The sequence below is a fragment of the Ochrobactrum vermis genome, from assembly GCF_002975205.1.
Taxonomy (GTDB): Bacteria; Pseudomonadota; Alphaproteobacteria; order Rhizobiales; family Rhizobiaceae; genus Brucella; species Brucella vermis.
Genome location: NZ_PCOC01000002.1, coordinates 316,297 through 335,042, shown reverse-complemented (window position 1 = coordinate 335,042; position 18,746 = coordinate 316,297). Strand labels below are relative to the sequence as shown.

The following is an 18,746-nucleotide window of genomic DNA, read 5'->3' as shown; positions in this document are numbered from 1 at the left end:
TCTCCAGCGCGTCGGAATTGTTTTGATCGTGGGAGCGATCCCATTCGGTCATCCGGTCTTGCGACCTGACGGAATGGGATCGCTGTTGTTTGTTTATGGTTGCTGTTCCACGGCCACCCCTTCACCGCTTTGGCTCTTTTCACGCCGCTTCCCAAGCCTACGCACGGCGACGTAGAAGACCGGCGTCAGGAGCAGACCGAAGAGTGTGACGCCGAGCATGCCGGCGAAGACCGCTATGCCCATGACATGCCGCATCTCGGCGCCAGCCCCCGTTGCGATGACAAGCGGAACGACACCTGCGATGAAGGCCAGGGAGGTCATCAGGATCGGCCGCAGGCGAAGCCGGGCTGCTTCAAGCACGGCGTTCAATGGATCGACACCTTCGTCCTCCTTCGCTCGTGCGAACTCGACGATCAGGATCGCGTTCTTGGCGGCAAGGCCGACCAGGACCACAAATCCGATTTGCGTGAAGATGTTGTTGTCGCCGCCAGTGAGCCAGACGCCTGCGATCGCGGAAAGCAGCGCCATCGGCGCGATCAGCAACACAGCGAATGGCAACGACCAGCTGTTGTACTGGGCCGCGAGAATGAGAAACGCGAGCAGAACGGACAGAGGGAAGATGTACATTGCCGTGTTCCCGGCCTGCTTTTCCTGATAGGCAAGCTCCGTCCATTCGAAGGCCATGCCGGGTGGCAGCGTTTCCGTTGCGATCCGTTCTATGGCCGCAGTCGCTTGCCCGAACGAATAGCCGGGCGCCGGGCCGCCGCTGATATCGGCCGACGGGAAGCTGTTGTAGTGCATGACGCGATCCGGCCCCGAACTATGCTTGATCGTTAGCAGGGTCGACAACGGGATCATTTCTCCCGCTGCGTTGCGCACCTTCAGCCGGCCGATGTCCTCCGGCTGCATGCGGAATGGCGCGTCGGCCTGGACCACCACGCGGTAAGTCCGGCCAAAGCGATTGAAGTCGTTCACGTAGAGCGAGCCAAGGTTGACCTGCAATGTTTCGAAGATGGTGTTGAGCGGCACCCCTTGAGACTTGGCTTTCACCCGGTCAATGTCGACCTGCACCTGCGGTGCATTCACCTGAAAGCTTGCGAGCATGCCGGCGAGTTCCGGTGCCTGCATCGCCTTGCCCATGACCGCGCCCTGCGCCTCGGCCAGCGCCTCGAAGCCGAGCCCGGCCCGATCCTCGATCTGGATCTTGAAACCGCCGGTCGTGCCGAGGCCCGGAACGGGCGGCGGCGGGAAGATGCCGGCGAAACCATCGGGTATCTGGCCGAACTTGCCCATCAGGCGACCTGCGATCGCGAAAGCGGACAAGGAAGGGTCCGTGCGCTCGTCGAAGGGCTTGAGCATCGTGAACATGACGGCGGCATTGGGAATATTGACCATGCCGTTGACCGAAAGGCCTGGAAACGCGACGACGCTTTCCACGCCCGGTTCGGCAAGTGCGATCTCCGACATTTTCTTGACCACCGCCTCGGTGCGATCAAGTGAGGCTCCGGTCGGAAGCTGCGCGATGCCGACGAGATAATATTTGTCCTGAGCCGGGACAAATCCGCCAGGCACTGCCTGGAAACCCATCCAGGTCATGCCGAGCAGACCGGCATAGACGAGCAGGACGAGTGCGCTTAACCGCACGGCGCGGCGCACCGACCAGACATAGGCATTCGAAGCGCTGTCGAAGAACCGGTTGAAAAGCCGGAAGAACCAGCCGAACAGGCCGTCGATCACCCGTGTCACGAGATCGCGCTTCACGCCGCCATGGTGCGACTTCAGGAGCACACCTGCAAGCGCCGGAGAAAGCGTGAGCGAGTTGATTGCCGACAGGATGGTGGAGATCGCGATCGTAAGCGCGAACTGGCGATAGAACTCGCCTTGCAGGCCGGACAGGAATGCCGATGGGATGAACACGGCCGATAGCACGGACGTAATGGCAATGATCGGCCCGGTCACTTCGTCCATGGCCTTGCGTGCTGCTTCCTTCGGCGTTTCGCCAAGTGCGATGTGACGCTCGACGTTTTCGACGACGACGATGGCGTCATCGACCACGATCCCGATCGAGAGCACCAGACCGAACAGCGACAGCGTGTTCAGCGAGAAGCCGAACATGTACATAAGCGCAAACGTGCCGACCAACGATATCGGTACCGCTACCAGAGGGATGATCGACGCGCGCCAGGTCTGAAGGAAAAGCACGACGACGATCACGACCAGAACGATGGCTTCGAGTAACGTCATCACCACCGCTTCCAGAGACGACTTGACGAAGACGGTGGGATCGTAGGCGATGCGGTATTCTATTCCCTCGGGAAAACCTTTCTGCAGCTCTTCCATGGTGCCGCGAATGGCGCTGGACACATCGAGCGCGTTGGCGCCTGGGCTCTGGATGATCTGCAACGCAAGCGCCGGCTTGCCGTCAAGAAGACTGCGCAACGCGTAGGCGTCTGCGCCGAGCTCTATACGGGCAACGTCGCGTAAACGGGTAACCTGGCCATCAGCGCCCGTCTTGACGACGATGTCGCCGAACTGCTCCTCGTTGGAAAGCCTGCCGAGGGTGTTGACCGTGACCTGAAACGCGGCCGAAGCCTCCGGCTGCTGGCCAACCGAGCCCGCGGCCACCTGGACGTTCTGCTCCTGAATCGCCGCCACCACGTCGGAGGCGGTCAGACCACGCGCCGCCACCTTGGCTGGATCGAGCCAGATCCGCATCGAATATTCGCCAGCGCCCCAGACAAGCACGTCGCCCACACCTGAAAGGCGTGCGAGCTGGTCGCGCACCTGCAGGGTGGCGAAATTCGACAGATAGAGCGGATCATAGCGATCATCGGGCGATACGAGATGAACAACCATCAGGATGTCGGGTGAAGTCTTCTGCGTCACCACGCCGATGCGCTGAACCTCCTGTGGCAGGCGTGGAAGCGCGCGCGAGACACGGTTCTGCACCTGGACCTGTGCCATGTCGGGATCGGTACCCTGCTGGAAGGTTACCGTCAGCGTCATGCGGCCGTCGGTTGCAGCCTGCGAGCTCATATAGAGCATGTTTTCGACGCCGTTGATGACCTGTTCCAACGGCGCGGCAACCGTTTCGGCTATCACTTCGGGGCTGGCGCCTGGATAGCTTGCGGTGACCTATACCGTTGGCGGGGTCACCTGCGGGTATTCGCTCAATGGCAGCTTCAGGAGCGTGAGGCCCCCGCCGATCAGCATCAAGACGGAGAGAACGACCGCGAAGATCGGGCGGTCGACGAAAAAGCGTGGAATGTTCATCGACGCGCCTCCTGCGATGCAGCCGCTGCCTGGCCGCCATCGGCGGATTGGCCCGGCAACATCGAAATCATCTGCGGATCCACCTGCATGCCGGGACGGACCAGCCCCTTGATGATGATTTTCTCGCCCGGCTCGAGGCCGCTCGAGACCACGCGCAGACCGTCGATCATCGGCCCAAGCTCAACCGGACGGTACTCGGCCTTGTTCTCGGACCCGAGCGCCAGCACATAGCGGCGCCCCTGGTCGCTACCGATCGCCTGATCGTCAATCAGCACGGTCTGAGCCGGCTCCGCGGTCACGAGGTGAACCCGCGCAAAGAGACCGGGAGCGAGCCGACCATCGGCGTTCCGAACGATAGCGCGGGCTCGGATCGTGCCTGTGCTCCGGTCGACACGATTGCCGAGAAAGCCGAGTTCGCCCGTATGCGGGAAGCCGGAATCGGTCATCAAGCCGACCTGCACCGGAAGCTTGTCAACAACCCTCCCCGTCTCGGATGCGCGTGCGCGAGCGGCGAATCCGAGATAGGTGGCCTCGTCGATATCAAAATAGACGTAGAGCGGATCGGTCGAGACAATCGTGGTGAGGAGCGTCGCAGCTCCTGCACTGCCGCCGGCGACGAGGTTGCCTTCTGTCACGAGAACACGATCGACGCGTCCGGCAATCGGTGCCGTGACGCGCGTGAAAGACCGATCGAGTTCTGCGGCTGCAACGGCAGCCTTGGCGATTTCCACCTGGGCCTGGCGCTGACGGCGTGCGGCCTGCGCGTCATCGAAGGTCTTGCGGGATACCGTTCCCTTGGGCGCCAACGTTTCGACGCGCCTGAAATCGATCTCGGCCTGATCGAGCAGAACCTTTGCCTGCTGCAACTGAGCCTTGGCTGCGTCCAGGGCAATCTCGAAGGGTCTCGGATCGATCTGGAAGAGAAGCTTGCCTGATTCTATAAGCCCCCCTTCGGGAACACTGACGGCGTCGATGGCGCCTCCGACACGGGGGCGAAGTTCAACGACTTTGGTCGCTTCGAGATGGCCGGTGAATTCCACCGACGGCGCGACCGTGCGCGTGACGACCTCGGCAACCGGCACCTTTGGTGCGGGCATTTCACCCGACTGGGCAACGGCTTCGGGCATGACAGCCGACGACACTAACGCCAGAAGGTGGCTGGTATTGAGTTGCATTTCGTTGCGATAGACAAAGGTGCCACCGGCAATCACGACACCGGCCAGGAGCAGGGTGGCGGCTTTCTTGTTCATTTTCGTTCACTTTCATACGTGCGCCCTCCAGGCTTGCGGGAGACGGCGATGGTCATTTTTTTCGAAGGTGCGGTTTCCAACGGTGGAAAGGTCAAGGCCCCGAGAAGAATTATTTCCGAGAGAACCCGTGACGCAGCCGTCACCTCATGCGGCGACCAACCGCATGCCTTGCTTCGCCTGCGTTTTTTTGGAAAGAGGCGGTCCCCGAGTGAGCACGACGGATCGGTTTACCCGCGACGCGCATCAGTCGCGTGAGGCCGCCAGCCAAGGTCGACTGGCGGCTGCTCCTTCACTCGAAAAGTCAGCGGCTTTCGGCCGGGATCAAGGGGTGCCGGGACATGTCTTCGTCCCGACCGGCCTCGGCCGGCTTAGCGCCCTTGAAGCGCAGGAGCCGCAATGCGTTCAGCGTGACAATCGCCGTGGCGCCGGTATCGGCAAGCACCGCGATCCAGAGGCCCGTGACGCCGAGGACGCTGGTAACGAGGAAGAGCCCTTTCAGCGCCAGGGCAAAGACCACATTCTGGTGAATGTTGGCCATGGTCGCGCGCGAAAGCGCGACGAGATGGGCAACGTCCGTGACGCGGCTCTTGAGCAGGGCGGCGTCCGCGGTCTCGATTGCCACGTCGGTTCCGCCGCCCATGGCGATACCGACATCTGCCGTCGCCATCGCCGGGGCATCGTTGATGCCGTCGCCGACCGTCGCCACCTTGGAGGTCCGCTTCATCTCGTCGACGAGACGAAGCTTGTCCTGCGGCAACAGCTCGGCGCTCCATTCGATTCCGAGACCCTTGGCGATCGCCTGGGCGGTGCGCCGGTTGTCGCCGGTCAGCATTACGGAGCGAACGCCCATCGCCTTGAGCTGGGCGACGCCTTCGCGCGCATCATGCCGCGGTTCATCGCGCAGGGCGATGAGGCCGAGGACGTCCTTCGCCTGCTCGTCTAGGAAGACGGCAACCGTATTGCCGCGATCTTCGAGCTTCTCGATGGCGCTGCGATCCAGCGCGCTGAGCGTTGCCACCTGGGCGGCATGGGTTGGGGAACTGACGGCGAGGCGACGCCCCGCAACGGTCGCGTTCACTGCCTTGCCGGCCATGGACGATGCGTCCCGTGCGAGGGGAACAGAGAGGCCGTCAGTCTCGGCGCGGCCGATGATCGCCTTGGCAAGCGGATGGCTGGAACCCGTCTCGACCGCCGCCGCCAGGCCGATGACATCACTCTCGTCATTCTTCCCGAAAGCGAAGACGTCGGTGACGCGCGGCCTGCCCTCGGTCAGGGTGCCCGTCTTGTCGAAAGCGATGGCGTTCACCTTGCCGATGGTTTCAAGCGCATTACCGCCCTTGATCAGCAGGCCGCGGCGCGTGCCGACGGCAAGTCCCGAAGCGATTGCCGCAGGTGTCGACAGAACGAGCGCACAGGGGCAGGCAATCAGCAGCAGTGCGAGACCGCGATAGATCCAGGTGTCCCAATCAGCGCCCATCGCCAACGGGGGTACGGTGACGATCAGCGCAGCGATCATCATCACCGCTGGGGTATAGTAACGGCTGAAATTCTCGATGAAGCGCGCGGTCGGGGCCTTGGCGGACTGGGCCTGCTCCACGAGTTGAATGATACGCGAGATGGTATTGTCGGCGGCTGTCTTTTCGGCGCGGACCTGAAGAACGCCATCGACATTGATGGACCCGGCGAAAATGCTGTCCCCTGTGGCCTTCGAACGCGGGACGGATTCGCCGGTGATGGACGACTCGTCGAGACTGGAGGTGCCCTGGACGATCCGCCCGTCGGCGGGGACGCGGTCGCCCGGCCGCACCAGAACCAGATCGTTCACGCGCAACGAAGCCGCCGGGACGCTGCGCTGGCCTCCATTCGGATCGAACAAGACGGCCGTCTTCGGTACAAGTGATGCAAGGGCTTTTATGCCTGCGCGCGCCCGTCAGGCGGCCACGCTTTCGAGCATTTCGCCGACTGCGAAGAGGAACACGACCGCTGCCGCTTCTTCGGCCTCGCCAATCACGAGGGCGCCGATCGAAGCGACGACCATCAACGTTTCGATGGAGAATGGCGATCCCGATGCCGCGAGCGCGAAAGCCTTGCGGGCGAACGGGATAACGCCCACCACGACGGCGGCGGCAAATATCCATTCCGCATAAAGGGGGATGAATAGGGCAATGGCGTAGGCCGAGCCCATCAACAGGCCGAGACCGATGACATGCTTCCCCTTACGGGTCTGCCACCAGCGCTGATTGCGCATCGCTGGCGATGGCGCGACGTCAACGACCGCATCATTTGAAGTCGATAGCGTGCGCACGTCGGACACCCCGAAGCCAAGGCTTCTAATCGTCTTTTCGATGTCTGCTACCTTGGTGATCGCACCCGCTGCAATCTTCAGTTCGAGTGTCTCGGTCGTGAAGTTCACACGAACGTCGGAAACGTCAGGCATCCGCGCCAGCGCGACTTCGATCTTCCCGACGCAGCTCGCGCAATCCATTCCCTCGACCCGCATCGAAACGTTGGGTGGTGAAACCGGCGCGGCGCGGGGAGCCGGCGCATGCCCTGTATGATCCTGACCGCCGCAGGCGCCGTGGTCGTGGGTGTGGGCGTCGTTATCGTGCTCGTGACCGTGCTTGTGATCGCTTCCGCAAGCGCCATGATGGTCTTGCGCTCCATGATCGTCAGAGCAGCCGCTGTGATCATGCCCGGGGCGCGCAACGGCACGTTGGACAGGCGCTGCAGGAACGGTGGAAGCCGGTAACTCCGTCACGTCGAAACCAAGCGAGCGAATCTTCCTGGCGATGTCCTTCGACGTTGTTTTGCTTACGACGTCACGCGAGAGCAACAGCGTCTCGGTGGCAAAATTGACAGCCACGTCAGAGATGCCCCCCAGACGGCCCAACGCCGTCTCGATCTTGCCAACGTAACTCGCGCAATCCATGCCGTCGACGCGAAAGCCAAGCCGTTCACCGGCGCTCGGCATTGAAAGTCAAGTTGTCATTTCCGATCTCCTTTCTCACCGACGCAGCGGGCGCGTTCGCGAGTGCCCTGCGTGGCTTCGGAAGGAGTCAATGACACAATTGAACAGCTATTCAAATATAAGTATGAGGGTTACTCTCTTGTGCCGGCAGATCAATCGTCCGCATGATCCTCCGCGATGTGCGTGGCCATATCCTGGAGAACGTGGCTGACGTGATGGTCGGCGATTTCGTAGAATATCTGCTTGCCCTGACGATCGCCTTTGACGAGGCGCGCACCGCGCAGCAGGCGCAGATGGTGACTGACCAGGGTCAGAGACAGGTCCAGCCGTTCGGCGATGTCGCCAACCGAGATCGGCCCCGGCACACAGCTCAGAAGGATCCTCAACCGTGAGGGGTCGCCGAGCAGGCGAAACGTTTCCGCCAGGATCATGACGTCATTCTGCGAAAGCGAGGAATGGTGCAGAAGGGGGCCGGCCGCGTCTACATCGGCGGGCATTGCAGCTTCATCCGGCTTCCCGACCGTTGACTTCGTCTTACGAGCAGTCATTTACAAATTTTACCTGTGTTCGGGACGGAGCCCGCCTGCGCTGAAGGCAAGGTGCTGTCCACATTGATTGTCTAACCCAATCTACCGGAAGAGCGAGCAATCACAATGCGCAACGCGGTCGCTGCCGATCGATAGGATCGTTGGCGCGGCCGCTACCACCAGTATTTCGGGCATCTGTGGGTGTTTTTTCTTCACGCCTCGAGATGTCCTTCTCACTTTGGGAGGCAGTTTGGGGCCGAGGCGCTTGCGGGGCGGGTTCACCAGTAAGCTCCACTGCCCGGCTGATGCCCTCGGACGACCAACCGCCGTCCACCAGACGGGTGGTGAGGCGGCAGATTGAAGGGCGTATGACGTCCTAATCGATCTGCCCGAGCGTAAACCGGCCACCCTGCTTGTGGACAAGGGCTACGATGCAGACGCTATCCGTGCCGATTTGGCCAAACGGACAATCGGGGCCATCATAGCCGACCGGTCAAACCAACGCGTGAAAATCGAACATGACCGATTGCTCAACAGGCAACGTGACCGCATTGAACGCGTGTTCGGCCATCTCGAGATCAACCGCTCCATCGGCACCCATGGCCAACTGGCCAGCAGCTCCTTGGCATGGTGAATCTCGCCGCCGCAAGATATCGGCTCAAATTTGTCTACGATGCCTATCTAACCTGACGACCTTAAGCTGATTCACTGCCCCGGTCATTTGTGCGGAGGCGATGGATACGGGCCAGGACGGGTGCTAAGACGTTGACGATTTGGATCGGAAATAGCGGCGGAGAGTATTTCGTTCTCCGCCGCAATTTGTCTTCTAGTTTCGAGCCGGCTGCTCAATACCTCTTGCGTTCACCAACTGCCTTTGGACGTCTCTGCTGCCATCCTCAATTCTCGAAGGGTTCTGGGTATCCCAATGCACATTGACCCGTTGCCCAACCTGGAAAGCGCGGATGTCGATGTTGTCTGGCAGCCGGTAGGCATCGCCGTTGCGGACGAAGATGATGTTCTCGCCATGGCTGATCCGTTCAATCACGCCGGTACTGGTAAATGCGGCTGCGGTAGAAATAGAACCGATCGCGATAACAGAAGAAAGAAGAATGCTTTGGAGGACAGTTTTCATTTGCTTACTCTCTATTTTCTCTTGCCGTAGCTTCTCTATGGCGCCATCAGATGTGGGGTTTGCAGCGATGGTAAGGTCAAGAGGGTAAATTGCGATCATGCGATAGTTCCTTGTGGCCGATGTGGACACATATTTTTTGGGACGTCGACCTCTCGGAAAGCATGTGTAAACAGGACAGCCGTCATCGATCCGTTTCGGTGTTTCAAGGGCGGCCTGTAACCCTCATGGTAGGTCGTGCGCCCGTCGCTGGCGAAACAGCGGGCCCTTTGAGGCAACGTGCGGAGTCATGCGGCTTGCCGCAGATCGGCGAAGAAGTCAGCGCTCTCGACGCTCCTGTCCGCACCCCGCGATTGAACAATCATAATGCGCAACGCGATCGGTAACGATCGACAGGATCGCTGGCGCGGGGCTTTTGTGGGCGGCTTTGCTTCACGCCTCGAAATGCTCCTTCCGCGCAAGGAAGGCCTTGACCTTACAAGCGTTGGAAGCCGCACGTTGAGGACAACCTGCTCTATCCGGCCGCCCTTTGACGGCGGTCGGCAGGGCAACCTGGTCGAATTCAGAGAAAGGCAAGACCATGACAGTAGCCAACGAAAAGCACATACTCATCTACACAACCCCGACCTGTCCGGACTGTCACGCGCTCAAGCGTTGGCTCAACCAGCACGGACTCGCCTACGAGGAACGCGACCTCACCGACCCCTGGACCGCCGAGGAGGCAAAGGCCCGCACTGGCGTCCGGGTAGCACCTATCACCATCGTCGGTTCCGAAGTCTTCTACGGAACGTTCCCGAGCCAGAAGCCGGGCCTGACCAAGGCGCTCGGACTGGCACAGGGCATGTGAGGAGCGGATATGACAGCAAGATCCGTTGATATCCGGCAGGCACGGCGTACTCTGGATGTCCAGGAAGGGCAAACGATCCTCGACGCCGCGCTTGCCGCGGGCATTTCCTATCCCCACGGGTGCCGATCCGGCCGCTGCGGTTCCTGCAAGTCACGCCTGATCGAGGGCGAGGTCGAGCTGCTCCAGCATTCGCGCTTCGCCCTCACCGATGAAGAGAAGACCGGCGGTCTGATCCTCGCATGCCGGGCTGTACCGCAAACCAATGCCGCCGTCGCGTGGCTCGGCAGCGACGAAGACGACGCCGTCGAGCCTCCACGACGTCTGGATGCTGTCGTGACCGGCCTCGACGATCTCACGCACGATATCAAGCTGGTGCGGATTGCGCCTGCGGACGGTTCCTCTTTGCTGTTCACCCCCGGGCAATACGCGCAGATCGGTTTCGATGGCGCACCGGCGCGCAGCTACTCCATGGCCAGTCGTCACGGAGATGACAGCCTTGAATTTCACGTTCGCCGCGTTCCGGGTGGCGTCACGTCGGAGCATGTGCACGGCGCGCTGAGGCCCGGCGACAAGGTTACGCTGGAATTTCCGCTGGGCTCTTCCTATCTGCGCCAGCATCATTCCGGCCCGATCCTGTGCATCGCCGGCGGCTCCGGGCTGGCGCCGATCAAGTCAATTGTGGAAACGGCCCTTGCTCACGGCATGAAGCAGCCAATTCATGTTTACTTCGGCGTCCGAGCCCAGCGCGATCTCTACCTCGTCGAGCATTTCCAGACTCTCGCCAAGCGGCATCCCAATCTCACCTTCGCGCCCGTGCTGTCCGAGGCGCAGTCCGCGCAGTATCGAAGCGGTTTCGTGACCCAGTTCGTGGCGGAGGATATTTCTGATCTTGACGGCTGGAAGGCCTATGTTGCCGGCCCACCGCTGATGGTGGACGCAGCAATGGAGGTGACTTTTGCGCGCGGACTGCGCCGGGAGGACATACACGCCGACGTGTTCTTTACCCCGGAAAAGCTGCCGGCGCCGGTGCCGGTCGAATGACGCTGCCCAACGGCGAGAGGGACCGCCTCGGCTTCCTGCTGCACCATGCCTCGCGCCTGATACGGTGGCACTTGGAGCAGCGCGCAAGCGGCTACGGGCTGTCGTCGGCGCAGTAGCGCCTGCTGGTGCGCGTGTTCAAGGAGGAAGGCATGACCCAGGCCAAGCTCGCCGAACTGCTGGAGATCGAGCCGATCAGCGTCTAGCGCCTCATCGACCGTCTGGTCGACGGCGGCTTGATCGAACGCCGCCTCGACGAGAACGATCGGCGCGTGCGGCAGATCGTCCTGACCGAACGCAGCCGCCTGATCTTCGAAGAGATGCGGGCGAGCGCAGCCGACGTTCGAACTGGCGCTGACGGGTCTATCCCCGGACGAGTGCCGCGCGATCTTCAATTCGCTGAAAAGGATATGCTCCAATCTGTCCGACAGCGACTTCCCAGCCACGGGACAAGTACCGGCCGATCGAACAGACCCACTCCGAGAAGGCTGCCTGAAGTGAGCGCCGCTGCAAAGGCCAAAAAGAAGTCCGAGATCAAGCCTGCTCCCTGCCCTGGCCAGCCGGGAGCCATCCGCCGAAGCATCGGCGGCATTTTCATGCCACGCCGCCCGCGAAGAAGAGGCACAGCCGCCATTTCCTCGTGATGGCTCTGTCCCGCTCGTGCTCGCTGTGGGCGATTCTACATCTCGGTGACAGGCGACCGATTCCCGCGTGCGTCGCCACCGCCACGATGAGGTCCCGTCGGTCTACAGTGGCAAAGGGCCCGCCGCGAACATCTTCGCGGCGGGCTTTCGTTTCATTCGCTGGACCACACTAGGCTTGAACGTCGACCGTACCCATCATGCCGAGCTGTTCGTGCTCGAGGATGTGGCAATGATACATGCGCGGCCCCGGCAGATCCTGGCGCAGCAGTATCCGGACCGTCTCGCCGGCCACGATGTTCACGGTATCCTTCCACGCGCGATAGGGTGGCGTGGTGACCTTCCCGTCCTTCTCGTGCTCTGCGATCTGAAACTGCGTACCATGTACATGGAACGGATGATCCATATCCGCCGCGTTGACGACCTCCCAAAGCTCGACTTGTCCGACTTTCGAGACTTCGTCTATGCGGTTCATGTCGAAGCTGGCGCCGTTGATCAGGAACTTGATCTCCATGCTGCCGGAAGACATGGACATGTTGGAGTGATCCATGCCGTTCATCGTCATATTGCCATGATCCATGCCCTGCATCGATATGCTGCCATGGTCCATTCCGCCCATCGTTTCCGTCAGCACAAACCGGCGCGTGACAACCGGATTCCCAAGAGATTCGATGGAGCGTAGCTTTGCCGGCAAGGGCGGCATCGCAGCCAGCGCCTTTTCTGAGACGTTTGCCGTCAGCAGGATCATGCCGGCCTCGTTCGGCTTGCCTGGTCCCATCCAACCGCGCTCATATTCGAGCGTAACGAGCTTGGCCGCTCCCGGCTTGTCGAAGGAAACAATCAGTTCAACGCGTTCGGCCGGCGTGAACAGCAACTCGTCGACGGCGACAGGCGCTTCGATCAGGCCACCGTCCGTTCCGACAACGGTCATGCTGGCATTCTCGAATTTGAGCCGCAGGAACCGCGCATTCGTCGCGTTGACGAGACGTATGCGGCGTTTTTCGCCAAGAGCGGCGGCCATCGCCGGGTTCTTCTGTCCATTGACGAGCACATGATCGCCGACGCGGCCATTCATAAGATCGGTCATCGTGCTTTCCGGCATCGTCCCGTCGGCGCCGATCCTGAGATCAGTGAGCATGAGGATAGTGTCGCCATATTCCGGCGGGATGGGATCGTCTTTCGGTTTGACCAGAAAGATACCGGCTAGCCCGCGATAGACCTGCTCGGCGGTCAAACCATGGGGATGGGGATGAAACCAGTAAGATGCCGCACTGCCTTCCGGCAGTTCGAACGCATAGTTGCGCTCGCCACCCGAGGCTACGGGGTCGCTCGGATTGCCATCTTGGTCGGCCGGCACTGGCATGCCATGCCAATGGATCGTCGTGGGTTCGCCTGGAATCCCGTTCTTGAAGCTGATCTCAACCTTGTCGCCCTCACTTGCCTCGATCACGGGATTGGTGCCGTTATATAGAAGCACAGGCGTATCGAGCCCTTCGACGAACCGCACCACACCCGGTTCCGCTGCCAGCTTTGCTTTGAATACGCCGGGCACGGCCGACTGGCTGGACAGGCGTGGCAACTCCCTGAGCAACTGCCCTTCCGGCAAAACGGGGTTGGTGCCCGCCGTGGGCATGCTGTGATTGCCGTGGCCGCTCATGCCGCCCATATCGTGCTCCATCTGGGCTGCCGCAGGCCCGGCAACGACGAGGCCCGTAAGGCTCGCCAGAAAAGTCCGCCGATGCATGGATCTTCTTCCTCTCGGTCGTTTGACAGTCAACGGCCAAGCCGCTCGTCGATGTCTTGATTTCTTTTTGTTTGCAAAGGCGGCTTCTGGGAGCCGCCCTCCGGTTGCTATTTGCCGCGGGCGGCGAGCCACTTCTTCATCATGGCGATCTCGGTCTCCTGAGCCTTGATCACCTCTTCAGCAAGCTTGCGGACTTCCGGGTCCTTACCGTACTCGATCACGACGTTCGCCATGTCGATCGCTCCCTGATGGTGGGGGATCATGCCGCGCATGAAGTCGATATCGGCCTCGCCCGTAAATTCGACCGCCATGTCCTTGTGCATCCGATCGTTGGCTTCAACGTAAGCCTTCGTGGAGGGGTTGTCTGAGGCGGGCATGGAGTGACCCGACATCTTGTGACCTTGCATAGTGTTGTCCTTGTTCATCTGGCTTTGTGCGACGGCCAGACCCGCGCTGATGGCGAGCGCACCCGCTATAAAGATCGGAGTGAGCTTGTTCATGATCTCGCCCCCGGTCAGGCCGAAGCCGCCGGGTAGCCGGCTTCGTCGAGAACCTGCAAGATGGCGACCAGCGTTGCGGTCGTTTCGATCTTGACCGCACGCACTGCCGGATTTGTCTCGACCTTGGCATCGGGATCCACCGATTGTATCGCCATAGTGACGGACTTGGCGCAGCCACCGCAGGTCATGCCTTCGATTTTGAGTTCCATGAGAATTCTCCTTGGTTTGGGTCTCACGACACTGAAGGTGGGGTTTCCAACGATGGTAAGGTCAAGGGTCAAGAAAAAGAAAACTTCGCTATTGACCTTCTCATCGTTGGAAGCCGCATTTTTCGTCCGAACCTGAATTTCGGAACGAGAAAGGAAGCGGCGATGAATGCCCCTGTTCGAGCTGCGGAGATGATGAACGCAGCAATTTCCCTGCCCATCGAGGGTATGACCTGCGCGTCCTGCGTCGGCCGTGTTGAAAGAGCCCTCAAAGCTGTGCCCGGCGTTGCCGGCGCGGTCGTCAATCTGGCGACCGAAAATGCAAGCATCACCACCAACGCTCCGGTCAATCGTGCGACACTTATCAAGGCCGTGGAGGATGTCGGCTATACGGTTTCGGCAAGCTTCTCCACGCCGGCGTCAGCCTCGCTTGAGGTCGCGATCGAAGGCATGACCTGCGCCTCCTGCGTCGGACGGGTCGAAAAGGCCCTCAAGGCCGTACCCGGCGTCACCAACGCCGTCGTCAACCTCGCGACTGAGAAGGCCACTGTCCAGGGCACTGCCGATGCGGCCGCCGTTGTAGCGGCAATCGAAAACGCGGGCTATGACGCCAGGGTGATCGCGGCAGCAACCGGGGTCAGCCAGGCCGAGACGGATGGTCGCGCCGAGAAGAAGGAAGCCGAACGCCGCGAACTGACCCGCGACTTCACTATCGCGGCGGTGCTGACGGCGCCGGTCTTCATTCTGGAGATGGGGTCGCATATCATTCCGGGTGCGCATGATCTGATTGCCGCCACCATCGGCATGCACAACAGTTGGTACCTCCAGTTCGTGCTGACGACGCTGGTGCTGTTCGTGTCGGGCATCCGCTTCTACGACAAGGGGCTGCCCGCCCTGTGGCGCCTGGCTCCCGACATGAACTCGCTCGTCGCCGTCGGTTCGCTCGCCGCTTACGGCTATTCGCTGGTGGCGACGTTCGCACCCGGTTTCCTGCCTGCCGGAACAGTGAACATCTATTTTGAGGCGGCTGCGGTCATCGTAACGCTGATCCTGCTTGGCCGGCTGCTCGAGGCCCGCGCCAAGGGACGCACGTCCGAGGCGATCAAGCGCCTGGTCGGCCTTCAGGCCAAGATGGCGCGCGTTCGCAGGGACGGCAAGACGGTCGAGCTGCCGATCGACTCCGTGCTGTCGGGCGACATCGTCGAAGTTCGTCCCGGCAAGCGCATCCCGGTGGATGGCGAAGTCGTCGAGGGCGAAAGCTATGTCGACGAATCGATGATCACCGGCGAACCGATCCCGGTTTCCAAGACGAGCGGCAGCGAGGTCGTAGCCGGAACGGTGAACCAGAAGGGCGCCTTCGCAATCCGTGCGACGGCAGTCGGTGGGAATACGGTGCTGTCGCAGATCATCCGCATGGTCGAGGAAGCGCAGGGTTCCAAGCTGCCGATCCAGGCAATCGTGGACAAGGTGACGATGTGGTTCGTACCGGCGGTCTTCGCCGTGGCCGCCCTCACCTTCGCCGCCTGGTACTATTTCGGACCATCGCCTGCGCTGACCTTCGCGCTGGTCAATGCCGTGGCCGTCCTGATCATCGCCTGCCCGTGCGCCATGGGTCTGGCGACACCGACTTCGATCATGGTAGGCACCGGTCGCGGGGCCGAACTGGGGGTGCTCTTCCGCAAGGGTGAAGCATTGCAACTGCTCAAGGACGCCAAAGTCGTCGCGGTCGACAAGACGGGCACGCTGACCGAAGGCAAACCGGCCCTGACCGACCTGGAACTGGCCGCCGGATTTGAACGGGCAAACGTGCTCAGCCTTGTCGCGGCTGTCGAGGCTAAGTCGGAACATCCGATCGCCCGTGCGATTGTGGACGCTGTGGCAGAGGAGAACATCCCCTTGCCCGCCGTATCGGACTTCAACTCGGTGACCGGCTTCGGTGTCAAGGCCATGGTCGACGGCAAGCGTGTCGAGATCGGCGCAGACCGCTACATGGTAGAGCTTGGTCATGACGTAACAGCCTCCTCCAAGGTCGCCGAACGTCTCGGCAACGAGGGCAAGTCGCCCCTCTATGCTGCGATCGACGGCAGGCTTGCGGCGATCATCGCCGTGGCCGACCCGATCAAGGAGACGACACCTGCTGCGATCAAGGCGCTGCACGATCTCGGCCTCAAAGTCGCGATGATCACCGGCGACAACAAGCGCACGGCCAAGGCCATCGCGGCGCGGCTGGGGATCGACGAGGTGGTGGCGGAAGTGCTGCCGGACGGCAAGGTCGATGCTGTTCGCCGCCTCAAGGCCGAGCACGGCAAGGTCGCCTTCGTCGGCGACGGCATCAACGACGCTCCGGCACTGGCCGCAGCGGATGTGGGTCTTGCCATCGGCACAGGCACGGACATTGCCATCGAGGCGGCCGACGTCGTCCTGATGTCGGGCAGCCTGCAAGGCGTGCCGAACGCGATCGCACTGTCCAAGGCGACGATCGGCAACATCCGGCAGAATCTGTTTTGGGCTTTCGCCTACAACACGGCTCTGATCCCGGTTGCCGCGGGTCTGCTCTATCCGGCTTACGGCGTCCTGCTGTCGCCGGTCTTCGCCGCCGGCGCCATGGCCCTGTCGAGCGTCTTCGTGCTCGGCAACGCGCTGCGGCTCAAGACCTTCAAGGTCCCAAGCTGATGAAACAGGACAGCCTACCCTATAGTATGGGTCGGCCGTCGTTACTTACAGGAGAGAATGCATGAATATCGGACAAGCCTCGAAAGCATCAGGCGTTTCGACCAAGATGATCCGTTACTACGAGCAGACTGGCCTCATCCCGGCTGCCGATCGAACGTCCTCAGGCTACCGCGACTATTCGGACACGGATGTCCATATGTTGCGCTTCATCCGCCGCGCGCGCGATCTCGGTTTTTCCGTCGCCGAGATCAGCGATCTTCTCGGTCTATGGCGCGACGACACGCGACAAAGTGCGGAGGTCAAACGTCTGGCCCAAGGCCACATCGACGGACTGGAAATGAAGATCCAAGGTCTTCAGGGCATGGCTCATTCGCTCACTGTGCTGGTCAAAGCCTGCAACGGCGACCACCGCCCTCATTGCCCAATCCTGCAATGCCTCGAAACTGATCCGAAGGATGAGGATCTGTCGATCCAGCCTCGCTCCGGCGCAGTCGCACGCCTGTCACAATGAGGAAGACAGCCCGACCGCTGGAAGTGATGGCGCTCTCCAGCGTCTTCACGCTCGGCAGCGCGCTGCGCCTCAAGGCTTTAAAGGCGTATATCGCAGCCGGAACCGACGTTCCTCCGGCCGAGGTCGCGCTTCGGTCGCAGCCGAATGACGAGCGCAGCACGGGATTCGCTGGTGCAAGTCCGCGCATACCGCTTCCATGCAAGGAAAGAACATGATCACGAACAACGACGCCTGGGCGGCTATCTACACCACCCCGACCTGCCCAAATTGCCATGCCCTCAAGGCCTGGCTGAACGCAGCTTCTACAATCCAGTCCGCCGTAATTCTTCTCTCGACTAATTGAGCCCCGCTCAGTTCGAGCGAATGACCGCCTAAATGCAAAATGCCTCTCCACTTTTCCGAAGAAAGTCCACTGGCTGGTATCGCGAACTTTTTGGAGAGTTGCCAAGGCAAACGATCAGGCGACGTCGGATGTCGGATGATAACAGATAACCATATGAGCAAGACATCAAACTAACCCGCTCAGTCCATAGTTCGTCCCCACGCATGTCCGAACTGGATATAGAAGATGGTGCTTTCCGGCCCGCGTGCGACATCCAGTCCGGCATCGATACCAAATTTGCGAGCGATCTTGTATCTGATACCCGCTCCATAAGTCCAGATATTGTCCTGAGGCTCGTAAAGTCGAGAATGGTTGACAAAGGTCTCACCATAGCCGCCAAACAGCACCCCCGCCCAACGAGGTGTGAACTGATGGCGAAGTTCGGTCTCGATACTCAAGGCCGTATCACCTTGATAGCGGCCAGATTCAATGCCGCGAAGATCAACGGCTGGTGCCATAAAGAACGGCGCCTCTGCAGACACAGTGTCAACACTCAGTTTCGTGCCGATTGACCATGCGTCGTTTAGCTTGTGGAAGGCGTGCACATTGAGCGTTCCCTCGGTGAAATCCCTGTCGCTTCCCAACGCACCGGAGTAGACATCGAACTTCAGAATGGCGTTTATACCATCCGTCGGAGTGATCTTGTTGTCGCGCGTGTCGTAGTTCATCGACAACCCCAGAGCGACATACTGGTGCTCCCCTTCAAATCTTCCGATGATCCTGTTTACCTGGTCAGCCAAAGGCCCCTGCGCATCAAGCGAGATATCCGACGTCCGGTAGATAAACTGCGGTCCAATGGAAAATGACGTATTGGGGACCTTGTAGCGGATATTCCCAAAGCCGAATTTCATTGCATTGCCATAATCAACCTCGCTGCTGCCTCCGAAGGGGAAAACTGGCAGCGTCACGTCAGCAATACCCAAGCCAAAACGATAGAGGAAGCGGTCGTCTGCCAATCCTCCCTGTTTCAACAACCCACCTCCCCAGGATCCGTTCCCGGTATATGCACCACCAGAGGTGGCTCGGTTTGTCTGAACAGTTTCGGGCGTTTCGCTAA

General features: G+C 60.7%; 15 protein-coding genes and 2 pseudogenes. 7 read left to right on the top strand and 10 right to left on the bottom strand.

Annotated elements, in window-relative coordinates; translation table 11 throughout:
* Positions 1–93: 93 nt before the first annotated feature.
* The 5 genes and pseudogenes from CQZ93_RS15765 to CQZ93_RS15740 all read right to left on the bottom strand — a co-directional run bounded on the left by CQZ93_RS15765 (position 94) and on the right by CQZ93_RS15740 (position 8,039).
* Positions 94–3,273, bottom strand: a pseudogene (locus CQZ93_RS15765) (efflux RND transporter permease subunit).
* Entirely contained in the window at positions 3,270–4,523 is a 1,254-nt protein-coding gene (locus CQZ93_RS15760; RefSeq protein ID WP_105543586.1) for an efflux RND transporter periplasmic adaptor subunit, read from the bottom strand. Before CQZ93_RS15760 ends, CQZ93_RS15765 begins: the two are co-directional and overlap by 4 nt.
* Before the next feature lie 301 nt (positions 4,524–4,824).
* Positions 4,825–6,441 (bottom strand): annotated as a pseudogene (locus tag CQZ93_RS27405) (heavy metal translocating P-type ATPase); the annotation flags it as partial.
* 12 nt (positions 6,442–6,453) lie between these two features.
* Entirely contained in the window at positions 6,454–7,494 is a 1,041-nt protein-coding gene (locus CQZ93_RS27400) for a cation transporter (protein WP_434059885.1), read from the bottom strand.
* 149 nt (positions 7,495–7,643) lie between these two features.
* A complete protein-coding gene (locus CQZ93_RS15740; RefSeq protein ID WP_434059884.1) occupies positions 7,644–8,039 on the bottom strand; it encodes an ArsR/SmtB family transcription factor in 396 nt (131 codons plus the stop codon).
* Between the two features lie 394 nt (positions 8,040–8,433).
* On the opposite strand from CQZ93_RS15740, the gene CQZ93_RS15735 reads away from it, so the two are divergent.
* Positions 8,434–8,652 carry a transposase gene (locus tag CQZ93_RS15735; protein WP_181153407.1) on the top strand — a complete coding sequence of 73 codons (219 nt, stop codon included), beginning with the start codon at positions 8,434–8,436 and terminating at the stop codon, positions 8,650–8,652.
* A gap of 192 nt (positions 8,653–8,844) precedes the next feature.
* On the opposite strand, the gene CQZ93_RS15730 is transcribed toward CQZ93_RS15735, so the two are convergent.
* Positions 8,845–9,249, bottom strand: a complete 405-nt coding sequence (locus CQZ93_RS15730) for a DUF1344 domain-containing protein (RefSeq protein ID WP_105543583.1) — start codon at positions 9,247–9,249, stop codon at positions 8,845–8,847.
* A gap of 478 nt (positions 9,250–9,727) precedes the next feature.
* Here CQZ93_RS15730 and CQZ93_RS15725 point away from each other — a divergent pair, with 478 nt between their 5' ends.
* The 3 genes from CQZ93_RS15725 (at position 9,728) to CQZ93_RS27270 (ending at position 11,676) form a co-directional block, all read left to right on the top strand.
* Entirely contained in the window at positions 9,728–9,994 is a 267-nt protein-coding gene (locus CQZ93_RS15725; RefSeq protein ID WP_105545165.1) for a glutaredoxin family protein, read from the top strand.
* 9 nt (positions 9,995–10,003) lie between these two features.
* Complete coding sequence (locus CQZ93_RS15720) at positions 10,004–11,035, top strand: 2Fe-2S iron-sulfur cluster-binding protein (protein ID WP_105543582.1); 1,032 nt, start codon at positions 10,004–10,006, stop codon at positions 11,033–11,035.
* 233 nt (positions 11,036–11,268) lie between these two features.
* Complete coding sequence (locus CQZ93_RS27270; RefSeq protein WP_339561732.1) at positions 11,269–11,676, top strand: hypothetical protein; 408 nt, start codon at positions 11,269–11,271, stop codon at positions 11,674–11,676.
* Positions 11,677–11,845: 169 nt separating this feature from the next.
* On the opposite strand, the gene CQZ93_RS15710 is transcribed toward CQZ93_RS27270, so the two are convergent.
* The 3 genes from CQZ93_RS15710 to CQZ93_RS15700 all read right to left on the bottom strand — a co-directional run bounded on the left by CQZ93_RS15710 (position 11,846) and on the right by CQZ93_RS15700 (position 14,126).
* Positions 11,846–13,417, bottom strand: a complete 1,572-nt coding sequence (locus CQZ93_RS15710; RefSeq protein WP_105543581.1) for a multicopper oxidase family protein — start codon at positions 13,415–13,417, stop codon at positions 11,846–11,848.
* 107 nt (positions 13,418–13,524) lie between these two features.
* Positions 13,525–13,917, bottom strand: a complete 393-nt coding sequence (gene copM / locus CQZ93_RS15705; RefSeq protein ID WP_105543580.1) for a CopM family metallochaperone — start codon at positions 13,915–13,917, stop codon at positions 13,525–13,527.
* A gap of 14 nt (positions 13,918–13,931) precedes the next feature.
* A complete protein-coding gene (locus CQZ93_RS15700; RefSeq protein WP_105543579.1) occupies positions 13,932–14,126 on the bottom strand; it encodes a heavy-metal-associated domain-containing protein in 195 nt (64 codons plus the stop codon).
* A gap of 162 nt (positions 14,127–14,288) precedes the next feature.
* Here CQZ93_RS15700 and CQZ93_RS15695 point away from each other — a divergent pair, with 162 nt between their 5' ends.
* From CQZ93_RS15695 to CQZ93_RS15685, 3 genes are all read left to right on the top strand, one after another.
* On the top strand, positions 14,289–16,796 hold the full coding sequence (locus CQZ93_RS15695) for a heavy metal translocating P-type ATPase (RefSeq protein WP_105543578.1): 2,508 nt from the start codon (positions 14,289–14,291) through the stop codon (positions 16,794–16,796).
* Positions 16,797–16,857: 61 nt separating this feature from the next.
* Positions 16,858–17,307, top strand: coding sequence for a Cu(I)-responsive transcriptional regulator (cueR, locus tag CQZ93_RS15690; RefSeq protein WP_105543577.1), 450 nt, complete (start codon positions 16,858–16,860; stop codon positions 17,305–17,307).
* Positions 17,304–17,522 carry a hypothetical protein gene (locus tag CQZ93_RS15685; protein WP_146114459.1) on the top strand — a complete coding sequence of 73 codons (219 nt, stop codon included), beginning with the start codon at positions 17,304–17,306 and terminating at the stop codon, positions 17,520–17,522. Before cueR ends, CQZ93_RS15685 begins: the two co-directional genes overlap by 4 nt.
* Positions 17,523–17,829: 307 nt before the next feature.
* On the opposite strand, the gene CQZ93_RS15680 is transcribed toward CQZ93_RS15685, so the two are convergent.
* Complete coding sequence (locus CQZ93_RS15680) at positions 17,830–18,660, bottom strand: BamA/TamA family outer membrane protein (RefSeq protein WP_146114458.1); 831 nt, start codon at positions 18,658–18,660, stop codon at positions 17,830–17,832.
* Positions 18,661–18,746 lie beyond the last annotated feature (86 nt).